This window comes from Desulfobacterium sp. N47, assembly GCF_051233685.1.
In the GTDB taxonomy this organism is placed as follows: domain Bacteria; phylum Desulfobacterota; class Desulfobacteria; order Desulfobacterales; family RPRI01; genus RPRI01.
Window position 1 is genome coordinate 1 of the sequence record NZ_JBAMMY010000316.1, and the last position, 11384, is coordinate 11384.

Below are 11384 nucleotides of genomic sequence, written 5' to 3' on the forward strand. Positions count from 1 at the left end.
TCGTAACATGAAAGAACACCCGTGATTTGCTCTTTATATCGTTCGGTAATCAACATACTAAACCTCCATGCTAAAAATGTTACACTCATTTTAGCATGGTTTAACTAAAAATTCTTGGTTCCGGCTTGTCCGGGTTAGGTACTTTCAAATATTGATATCTTCGTAAAAAGTTACAAAATGATTTTTTACTCAGTTTGAATTGGGTTCATTTCTTGCGCTGTTTGAAGTTTATTGAATATTTCCAGCTATGGAATATTGGCGATATTCGACCGTAACGAATAATAACAGATTTCTTATCCAATAGAGTTTCCCGCTGAGAAGTTGCGGGAGATGAGCTTGCTGTTGCGGTTATAGTGGTTTCAACATTACCACAGGCCAGGGCTTACCTGCCCTTGGCCTGTAGATGGGTTTTTTGGGAGTCCATTAATATTCAAGATGGCATGTATGTTCGGTAATTTTTGAAAATATAATAATAACAAGCTGAAATCAGAGAGTTTTTCTGCTATTGTTCATATATAGGATTTATCTCTGGCTGGGATTTCCGAAGTGAAATTTAGTTTTTGCAAAATACCCCTGCCGTGTTTGTGATTGGCTTTGTTCTTTGACCCAACAAAGATAATATATAGGGCCTTCCTTGATTTTGGTGTGCATGTTCTGCCAGTACAGAAAAGCCTAAAGAAATCATAAGGCGCTAACTTTGAACATTAGGTTCAGAGGCTTGCCGACACGGCACAGTGCGGGGGTATCAAATTTCCCCGGAAAAAAATTGATGTCTTTAAGGAATAATCTATGCTCCTTACCGTTTTTCTCCTGCCTATCAGCTGTTTTCATGTCATTGGTCGTAAACAATTATTGATGAACTCGCAAAAACTGAGTATATGCCGCTTTAAACATTTCAGCAATTGAGAAGCGTAGCACCTGCTGTTGCTTTTATGTATGTTTGTACCTTGTTGTTTAATCTAAGATAAAAAGATGGATTAACATCAGGTTATGTGTTTATTATTTCATGTTTTTGCAGGTTTATTAAAATTGGTGAACTTGTTACGAGTTCACCAGGATTAATTGGTTGCAATTTTTTGCATATGGTTTTTACATGTTAAAGCTAAAAATTGTTATATCAGGTAGCTTTGCATGATTGTTTTTAAACCTACCACATATTTTATTTATATTGGTGAATTCTGAATAATTGGAGATAGATAATGAAGATTTATCTGATGATCATTGGCATTGTAATGTTTGCCATAGGATATGCAGTTGCCTATTGGGTAAAAGGAAAAATTACTTCCCAGAAAATCAAGGCAGCTGAAAATGGAGCTTCCAGAATAATAGAGGCTGCGAAAATTAAGTCTGAGGCTGTTATAAAGGAAGCCCAGATTGAGGCTAAAGATAAACTTTTCAAGATGAAAACGGAATTTGATCTTGAAACTAAAGAAACAAGAGCTGAGCTTAAAAAAAGAGAAAAGAGGCTGATTCAAAAAGAGGAGAGTATAGACAATAAGCTTGAGCAGATCGAACGGAAGGAGAAAGAAAATTTACGGAAAGAAGTTATTCTTAAAAAAAGAGAAGATAATGTTGAAAAAAGTGAAAGTAAATATAATGAAATAATCGAGGAGCAGAACAAACAACTTGAAATAATTTCAGGTTTAACTTCGGAGCAGGCTAAGGAGCTTTTGCTAAGAGCTATGGAAAATGAAGCTCGTCATGATGGAGCAAAACTAATTAAAAAGATTGAAAATGAGGCTAAAGAAGAAGCCGAGAAGAAATCAAAAAATATCATGGCAACTGCTATGCAAAGGTACGCTTCGGATTATGTTGCCGAACGAACTGTTTCTGTGGTTCAACTTCCTAATGATGAAATGAAAGGAAGAATAATAGGAAGGGAAGGGAGAAATATCAGAACTCTTGAAGCAGCAACAGGAATAGATCTTATTATTGACGATACTCCAGAAGCGGTAATTTTATCAGGATTTAATCCGGTAAGGAGAGAAGTGGCACGCATCTCACTTATGAGGCTTATATCTGATGGACGGATTCATCCGGCAAGGATAGAGGATGTTGTTAAAAAGGTCGGTCTGGAGGTTGATCAAACTATAAAAGAAGCCGGTGAGCAAGCAGCTTTTGATCTGGGCGTTCATGGAATTCATAATGATCTTATAAAATATATCGGAAGATTAAAATATAGAACAAGTTATACGCAAAATGTTTTACAGCATTCCCTTGAGGTCGGTTTTTTAAGTGGAATAATGGCCTCAGAACTCGGCTTAAGCTCAAAGTTAGCAAGACGTATGGGTCTTCTGCATGATATAGGCAAGGCAATTGATCATGAGGTTGAAGGGCCCCATGCGATTATAGGGTCAAATCTTGCTAAAAAATTTGGTGAAGCTCCAAAAGTTGTGCATGCAATTGCTGCCCATCATGAAGATATAACCCCATCGTCGGTTTATGCATATCTTGTCCAGGCTGCGGATGCTCTTTCAGGAGCAAGGCCCGGAGCCAGAAAGGAAATGCTAGAAAGTTATATTAAAAGATTGGAAGATCTTGAAAAAATAGCTAATTCATTTAAAGGTGTTGCAAACACCTATGCCATTCAGGCCGGAAGAGAGCTTAGGGTAATTGTGGAAAGTGGAATCATATCGGATGCGGATTCAGTTATGTTAAGCCGAGATATTGCCAAAAAGATAGAAGAATCTCTCGTGTTTCCAGGGCAGATAAGAGTGATTGTAATTCGTGAAACAAGAGCTGTAGAGTTTGCAAATAAGTGAGGGCGGCATGGCTGACTTAATTAATATTTTTGAAGAACGAGGTTTTATTGAAAAAACCACTCATGACGAAGAGCTCAAAGACTATATCAGGAATAATAAAATAACATGCTATATAGGTTTTGATCCTACCGCATCGAGTTTGCACGTTGGAAGTCTTATACCCATAATGGCGCTTGCGCATATGCAAAAAAATGGCCATAGACCAATTGCTCTTATTGGCGGTGGAACAGGCCTGATAGGCGATCCAAGCGGTAAAACCGAAATGAGAAAGCTTCTTAACCCTGAAATGATTGAAGCTAACCTCAGCGGGATAAAAAAACAGCTTTCCCGCTTTATTGATTTTAGCGATAATAAGGCGCTGCTTGTTAATAATAATGAGTGGCTCAGCGAATTAAAATATATTCCTTTTTTACGGGATATAGGAAAGTGCTTTTCGGTCAATCGGATGATAAAAGCCGAAAGCTATAAATTACGACTTGATTCTGAAGAGGGCTTAAACTTTATTGAGTTTAACTATATGTTATTGCAAGCTTATGATTTTTTAGAGCTTTTTGATAAATATAAGTGCAGGCTGCAAATGGGAGGGAGCGACCAATGGGGAAATATTGTTGCAGGTATTGAGCTTATAAGAAAGGTCAAGAAAGATATATCCTTCGGCATTACTTTTCCTTTAATAAAAACCAGCAATGGGGCTAAAATGGGAAAAACCGCAAAAGGCGCTGTCTGGCTGGATTCAGACAGAACAAGTCCTTATGATTACTATCAGTACTGGATAAATACTGATGATAGGGATGTAGCGCGTTTTTTGGCTCTTTTTACGTTTTTACCTATTGAGGAGATAAAAGATATCGAAAAATTAGAAGGGGCTGATTTGAATAGTGCTAAAACAGTGCTTGCGTTTGAAACAACTCTGCTTGCTCATGGGCGTGATGAGGCGGTTAAGGCATACCAGGCGGCTGCAAGCGTTTTTGGCGAACGGTTTGTGCCTGAAGATTATTTAATGCACAGTACGGTCCCAAGAAACAGTTCTAAAGCCGAAGATATCTCTGTTCCCTGTTCTTATATTAATCAGGATGTTTTAAAATTGGGAATACCGGCATTTAAGCTGTTTCATGAGGCAAAACTTACTGTATCGGGAGCAGCTGCAAGAAGGCTTATTGAACAGGGTGGGGCTTACGTAAATGATCGGCGTATTGAAATGTTTGATGAAATGATTACATCTAATGATATCATGCATATGGAGATATTATTAAGGTCTGGCAAAAAGCGTATCCATAAAATTAAGATAAAACAATAAAATATCGCTTGACATAAGATGTGTCTGAGTATAGAAACGCCCTACGATTTGATTGTTTGATTGTTAGTTAACTTATGTAAGCTAAATTTTATACAGACAATCTCTTTTTTGCACAGAGCAAAATCGTATGTTCTTCAATGCTAAATGGTGGTCAAATAAAGTTATTTTCAGATAAAAATAGCTTGACAAACAGAAAGTGGTTTGTTAAAGATACCATCTTTCAGTAAGAGCTAACCGATTGTGGATTTAAAAGAATTTTTTTAAATTTGGAAAAAAATGCTTGACACAAGAGGTTATGATAAAGTATAAATATATCTTTTTAAGTATTGAGGTTGCTGTCTCAGCAATCACTTGATCTTTGAAAACTAGATAGTGACAGCTTGTGAGTTAGGGAGCATGTTTAAGACATGCAAAAGTAAAAAAAAGTTTAATTGGAGAGTTTGATCCTGGCTCAGAATGAACGCTGGCGGCGTGCTTAACACATGCAAGTCGTACGAGAACTCTTTAGCTTGCTAAAGATAGTAAAGTGGCGCACGGGTGAGTAACGCGTGGGTAATCTTCTTTCAAATTTGGGATAACTCGCCGAAAGGCGGGCTAATACCTGATAATATCTATTTAATCTTGGTTTGATAGATTAAAGGTGGCCTCTATGTATAAGCTACTGTTTGAAAATGAGCCCGCGTACCATTAGCTTGTTGGTAGGGTAATGGCCTACCAAGGCTACGATGGTTAGCTGGTCTGAGAGGATGATCAGCCACACTGGAACTGACACACGGTCCAGACTCCTACGGGAGGCAGCAGTGAGGAATTTTGCGCAATGGGGGAAACCCTGACGCAGCAACGCCGCGTGAGTGATGAAGGCCTTCGGGTCGTAAAACTCTGTCAAGTGGGAAGAATATGATTAATGATAATACCATTAATTACTGACGGTACCACTGAAGGAAGCACCGGCTAACTCCGTGCCAGCAGCCGCGGTAATACGGAGGGTGCAAGCGTTATTCGGAATTATTGGGCGTAAAGGGCGCGTAGGCGGTTTTTTAAGTCAGATGTGAAAGCCCGGGGCTTAACCTCGGAAGTGCATTTGAAACTGAAAGACTTGAGTATGGGAGAGGGAAGTGGAATTCCTGGTGTAGAGGTGAAATTCGTAGATATCAGGAGGAACACCGGTGGCGAAGGCGACTTCCTGGACCAATACTGACGCTGAGGCGCGAAGGCGTGGGTAGCAAACAGGATTAGATACCCTGGTAGTCCACGCAGTAAACGGTGAACACTAGGTGTAGCGGGTATTGACCCCTGCTGTGCCGCAGTTAACGCATTAAGTGTTCCGCCTGGGAAGTACGATCGCAAGATTAAAACTCAAAGGAATTGACGGGGGCCCGCACAAGCGGTGGAGCATGTGGTTTAATTCGACGCAACGCGAAGAACCTTACCTGGATTTGACATCCCGGGAATTCTCTTGAAAGAGAGAAGTGCCCTTCGGGGAGCCCGGAGACAGGTGCTGCATGGCTGTCGTCAGCTCGTGTCGTGAGATGTTGGGTTAAGTCCCGCAACGAGCGCAACCCTTATCTTTAGTTACCATCATTCAGTTGGGGACTCTAAAGATACTGCCCCGGTAAACGGGGAGGAAGGTGGGGATGACGTCAAGTCCTCATGGCCTTTATATCCAGGGCTACACACGTGCTACAATGGGCTGTACAAAAGGTTGCGAACCCGCGAGGGTAAGCCAATCCTATAAAGCAGTTCTAAGTTCGGATTGGAGTCTGCAACTCGACTCCATGAAGCTGGAATCGCTAGTAATCGCGGATCAGCACGCCGCGGTGAATACGTTCCCGGGCCTTGTACACACCGCCCGTCACACCATGAGAGTTGATTGTACCAGAAGTTGTCGGGCCAACCCTTCGGGGAGGCAGGCACCTAAGGTATGGTTGATAATTGGGGTGAAGTCGTAACAAGGTAGCCGTTGGGGAACCAGCGGCTGGATCACCTCCTTTCTAAGGAAGATAATTCTTTATGAAAGAAAAATAATCCTTAACATAACTGTCACTATTTAGTTTTGAGAGATCAAGGTTGGTTCTCTAATAAATAAATAAACGAACGAAAGGCTCGATCAGGTTCAGGATTGGCTGTAAAATGCCAATGCAGATTTTGGGCCTGTAGCTCAGTTTGGTTAGAGCGCACGCCTGATAAGCGTGAGGTCGATGGTTCAACTCCATCCAGGCCCACCACGCGAAATTCGGATATCAAAATTTCGGGTTTCGGAGATTAATATAAACTGAAATCTGCAAAACTTTGGTTGATATCTGTCATTTTGGGGGTGTAGCTCAGCTGGGAGAGCGCCTGCCTTGCACGCAGGAGGTCATCGGTTCGATCCCGTTCACCTCCACCAAAAAATATTCGTTTATTCTGTTTGTAAATTCAGTTTTAAAAAGTATTATAATGAACTTTTTAGATCTGAATTTATTTTTTAGATTGTTCTTTGACAATTTGGTTATTAAAAGCATTAAAAAAAAAGATCAGCATAATTATGAAAATTATTTTGTGGCCAAGCTATCAAGAGCAAACGGTGGATGCCTTGGCGTCAAGAGGCGATGAAAGGCGTGGTAAGCTGCGATAAGCTTCGGGGAGCTGCTAAACAAGCTTTGATCCGGAGATTTCTGAATGGGGAAACCTGTCTTGAGTAATGACAAGACATCTATAACTGAATACATAGGTTATAGAGGCGAACGAGGATAACTGAAACATCTTAGTAACCTCAGGAAAAGAAAACAATAGTGATTTCCTAAGTAGCGGCGAGCGAACGGGAAACAGCCTAAACCGAGTATATGTTAAAGCCCGAAAGCGTTGTATACTCGGTGTTGTGGGTCTCGATTGGATCTGTTTTCGGACGGATCGGAAAGTTACAAATCTGATTTATAAATGAAAAGTCTGGAAAGGCTTACCATAGAAGGTGAAAGTCCTGTAAATTAAATGAATCAGACTTTCTGGATTGAGTACCCAAGTACCGCGGGACACGTGGAACCCTGTGGGAATCCGGGAGGACCATCTCCTAAGGCTAAATACTACTTGACGACCGATAGTGAACCAGTACCGTGAGGGAAAGGTGAAAAGTACTCCGGTGAGGAGAGTGAAATAGTACCTGAAACCGTTTGCTTACAAGCAGTAGGAGGGCTATGGTCCGTCTTTGACGGTTCCAGCCTGACTGCGTGCCTTTTGCATAATGAGTCAGCGAGTTACTTTACGTAGCAAGGTTAAGCCGATAGGTGTAGCCGGAGCGAAAGCGAGTTTTAATAGAGCGTATTAGTTGCGTGGAGTAGACCCGAAACCAAGTGATCTATCCATGGCCAGAGTGAAGCGCAAGTAAAATTGCGTGAAGGCTCGAACCGTTGTAGGTTGAAAACTACTCGGATGAGCTGTGGATAGGGGTGAAAGGCCAAACAAACTTGGAAATAGCTGGTTCTCCCCGAAATATATTTAGGTATAGCCTTGTAAATTAAGTAATGGGGGTAGAGCACTGGATGGGCTAGGGGTCTTACCAGATTACCAAACCTAACTAAACTCCGAATACCATTAACTTTTATTACAGGAGTCAGACTACGGGAGCTAAGTTTCGTGGTCGAAAGGGAAACAGCCCAGATCGTCAGCTAAGGTCCCTAAATATGTGCTAAGTGGTAAAGGATGTGGAAATGCACAGACAACCAGGAGGTTGGCTTAGAAGCAGCCATCCTTCAAAGAAAGCGTAATAGCTCACTGGTCGAGTGAGTCTGCGCCGAAGATGTAACGGGGCTTAAGCACATTACCGAAGCTGCGGGATTCGCCTTTGGCGGATCGGTAGGGGAGCATTCTGTTCGGGTTGAAGTTTGACCGTAAGGACAGGTGGACTGAACAGAAGAGACTATGCTGACATGAGTAACGATAAAGCGGGTGAAAAACCCGCTCGCCGAAAACCTAAGGATTCCTGAGTAAAGCTAATCTTCTCAGGGTTAGTCGATCCCTAAGCCGAGGCCGAAAGGCGTAGGTGATGGAAAACAGGTTAATATTCCTGTACCACCGAATTATCAATGTCTGTGAAAGCAGATGAGAGTGATGGGGGGAAGCAGGAGGGTAGGTCATCCATCTGTTGGAATAGATGGTTTAAGCTTGTAGGCTGAAAGAGCAGGCAAATCCACTCTTTTATTAAAGCCGAGAAGTGATGAGGAGAGACGTAAGTCTCATAAACTGATTGATCCCATACTGCCAAGAAAAGCCTCTAGCAAGATAATTAGGTGATCGTACCGAAAACCGACACAGGTAGGTGGGGAGAAAATCCCAAGGCGCTTGAGAGAACCCTGGTTAAGGAACTCGGCAAAATAACACCGTAACTTAGGGAGAAGGTGTGCCTCTGTTAAGTGAAATGATTTACTTGTTGAGCTGAGAGAGGCCGCAGAGAAATGGCGGTAGCGACTGTTTACTAAAAACATAGGACTCTGCTAAGTCGTAAGACGATGTATAGGGTCTGACGCCTGCCCGGTGCTGGAAGGTTAAGGGGATCTGTTAGCCGCAAGGTGAAGCTTTGAACCGAAGCCCCAGTAAACGGCGGCCGTAACTATAACGGTCCTAAGGTAGCGAAATTCCTTGTCGGGTAAGTTCCGACCTGCACGAATGGCGTAACGACTTCCGCACTGTCTCAACCAGGGACTCAGTGAAATTGTATTAGCGGTGAAGATGCCGCTTACCCGCGAAAAGACGGAAAGACCCCGGCACCTTTACTATAGCTTGATATTGAATTTTGAAATAGTATGTGTAGGATAGGTGGGAGGCTTTGAAGCTGGAACGCTAGTTTCGGTGGAGCCAACCTTGAAATACCACCCTTGCTATTTTAGGATTCTAACTTCGTACCATTATCTGGGCGAAGGACAGTGTCTGGTGGGTAGTTTGACTGGGGCGGTCGCCTCCCAAAGAGTAACGGAGGCGCGCGATGGTTCCCTCAGGCTGATTGGAAACCAGCCGTGGAGTGTAAAGGCATAAGGGAGCTTGACTGCGAGAGAGACATTTCGAGCAGGTACGAAAGTAGGTCTTAGTGATCCGGCGGTTCTGAATGGAAGGGCCGTCGCTCAACGGATAAAAGGTACGCCGGGGATAACAGGCTTATCGCCCCCAAGAGTTCACATCGACGGGGCGGTTTGGCACCTCGATGTCGGCTCATCACATCCTGGGGCTGGAGCAGGTCCCAAGGGTTTAGCTGTTCGCTAATTAAAGTGGTACGTGAGCTGGGTTTAAAACGTCGTGAGACAGTTTGGTCCCTATCTTTCGTGGGCGTAGGATATTTGAGAGGATCTGTTCCTAGTACGAGAGGACCGGAATGGACGAACCAATGGTGTTCCAGTTGTCGCGCCAGCGGCATCGCTGGGTAGCTAAGTTCGGAATGGATAACCGCTGAAAGCATCTAAGCGGGAAACCAACCTCAAGATTAGATATCCCTTAAATATGGAAACATATTTAACTTAAGACCCCTTGAAGACTACAAGGTTGATAGGCCAGATGTGTAAGTGTGGTAACATATTTAGCTTACTGGTACTAATAGGTCGTGAGGCTTGGCCATAAAGTAATTTTCATAATTTAAAAGTATGATCTTTTTATAATGTGAAATATGCTGATAACTGAATTGTAATATAAATTGAAATTTATAGTTTTTCGGTGGTTATAGCGAAGATGAAACACCCGTTCCCATCCCGAACACGGAAGTTAAGCTCTTCAGCGCCGATGGTACTGCTCGGGAAACTGGGTGGGAGAGTAGGACACCGCCGAAAATATTTTATACCCGGAACTTGTATTTTAAGTTCCGGGTTTTTTTTTATGGTTTAGAAAGAACCTTTATGGTAAATTCGACATATGGATAACATGAAAGAAATAAATAATAATAATAATGATGCTTACCAAAGACTAAAAGGGCTTATATTCTTCAGGGTTCTTTTTATTTCGCTTCTTCTTGGATCAACAATTGTTCTCCAGATAGGTTCTACGCATTCACTATTTGATAAGTCTCTTTTAATGCTTTATGGTCTTATATTTGGTGTGGCAATTCTTTCAATTTGTTATGCAATATTATTTAATCGTGTAAAAAGAATTGAAATATTTTCTTCAATACAGATCGGAATTGATACTCTTATTATAAGCTGCATAATATTTGTAACAGGATGTTTTTCGAGTATATTTTCTTTTTTATATCTTGTGGTTATAATATATTCTACCATGCTTCTTTACAAAAAAGGCAGCATGATTATTGCTGCACTTTGCGCTATTCAATATGGCATAATTGTTGAGTTAGAGTATTTTGGCTTTATAAACCCATTTCCATTTGAAGACGGCATTACTGCTTCAAGTTATCCGTGGAATCAGGTTCAATATAAAATAATTATTATTACTTTAGCATGTATTTCAGTTGCTTTTTTGAGCAATTATCTTGCAGAACAAGCAAGAAAAACAAAAAGTGAATTATTGGCTATGAAGGAACGTATTAAACGTTTTGAGAAAATGGCTGCGATGGGAGAGATGGCAGCAAGAATGGCTCATGAAATAAAAAATCCAATTGCTTCAATATCTGGTTCAATTCAGCTGCTAACTGAGGATATGTACGAAAATCCTCAGAAAGATAGGCTTATGAGAATAATACATAAAGAAGCAGATCGTCTAGGCTCTCTTGTTAATAATTATTTATTATTTGCACGTCCTCCTATTGGAAAGATAGAAAAAATTGAATTAGGGAAGAGCATAATAGAAACTATAGAACTTTTTGAAAAAGATAGTAAAAATTCCGGGAAAATTATTATTTTAAAAGATATAGCACCTAATGTATGGACAGAAATGTACCCTGTACATCTGCATCAAATATTATGGAACCTCCTTTTGAATGCATCTGAGGCAATAGAAACATCCGGCAATATAAAAGTAAAATTATATTCAATTAAAAATAAAAGTGCTGTCATTGAAGTGGCTGATGATGGTTGCGGTATAACGGATAATAATATTAAATCAATTTATGATCCTTTTTTCACAACAAAACCAAAGGGTACAGGGCTCGGGTTATCAATAGTGCTCAATATCTTAAAACCATATGAAAGCTGGCTTGAGGTTGAAAGTAAAATTAACGTTGGCTCTGTGTTTATGTTTAAATTAAAACAAATTGATTCACTAAATTGATTCGATAAGGGTCTGCGACATAAATATGGGTAAAAACTTGACAAGGCGAGATATTTCGCCTATAGTCTGATTGCTTGTTAAGCATTCAGACCATAGGAGGAAGCCGATGGAAGAAACTATTGAAAGCTTGGAGATAGAGCGGGAACATT

General features: G+C 41.1%; 3 protein-coding genes, 2 tRNA genes, 3 rRNA genes and 1 other RNA gene. All 9 read left to right on the forward strand.

The genetic code is table 11. The features are described 5' to 3' along the window. Positions 1–567: 567 nt before the first annotated feature. The 9 genes from ssrS (at position 568) to VXK47_RS20205 (ending at position 11235) form a co-directional block, all read left to right on the forward strand. Positions 568–747: non-coding RNA, 6S RNA (gene ssrS, locus VXK47_RS20165), on the forward strand. Between the two features lie 452 nt (positions 748–1199). Continuing rightward, positions 1200–2762, forward strand: a complete 1563-nt coding sequence (rny, locus tag VXK47_RS20170) for a ribonuclease Y (RefSeq protein ID WP_435550590.1) — start codon at positions 1200–1202, stop codon at positions 2760–2762. 7 nt (positions 2763–2769) lie between these two features. Beyond that, positions 2770–4059, forward strand: coding sequence for a tyrosine--tRNA ligase (gene tyrS / locus VXK47_RS20175; protein ID WP_435550591.1), 1290 nt, complete (start codon positions 2770–2772; stop codon positions 4057–4059). 428 nt (positions 4060–4487) lie between these two features. Continuing rightward, positions 4488–6050, forward strand: a 16S ribosomal RNA gene (locus tag VXK47_RS20180). A 156-nt stretch (positions 6051–6206) separates the two neighbouring features. Continuing rightward, positions 6207–6284, forward strand: a tRNA-Ile gene (locus tag VXK47_RS20185). Positions 6285–6369: 85 nt separating this feature from the next. Continuing rightward, positions 6370–6445 (forward strand) — tRNA-Ala (locus tag VXK47_RS20190). 154 nt (positions 6446–6599) lie between these two features. Beyond that, positions 6600–9637 (forward strand): 23S ribosomal RNA (locus VXK47_RS20195). Between the two features lie 91 nt (positions 9638–9728). Then, positions 9729–9845: ribosomal RNA gene (gene rrf, locus VXK47_RS20200) — 5S ribosomal RNA — on the forward strand. Together the 16S, 23S and 5S rRNA genes with 2 tRNA genes alongside form the textbook arrangement of a ribosomal RNA operon. A gap of 91 nt (positions 9846–9936) precedes the next feature. Further along, positions 9937–11235 carry an ATP-binding protein gene (locus tag VXK47_RS20205; RefSeq protein ID WP_435550592.1) on the forward strand — a complete coding sequence of 433 codons (1299 nt, stop codon included), beginning with the start codon at positions 9937–9939 and terminating at the stop codon, positions 11233–11235. Positions 11236–11384 lie beyond the last annotated feature (149 nt).

Bases quoted from the DNA above. Each gene is read 5' to 3' on its own strand.
- rny (WP_435550590.1), top strand. From the start codon at position 1,200: ATGAAGATTTATCTGATGATCATTGGCATTGTAATGTTTGCCATAGGA.
- tyrS (WP_435550591.1), top strand. From the start codon at position 2,770: ATGGCTGACTTAATTAATATTTTTGAAGAACGAGGTTTTATTGAAAAA.
- VXK47_RS20205 (WP_435550592.1), top strand. From the start codon at position 9,937: ATGAAAGAAATAAATAATAATAATAATGATGCTTACCAAAGACTAAAA.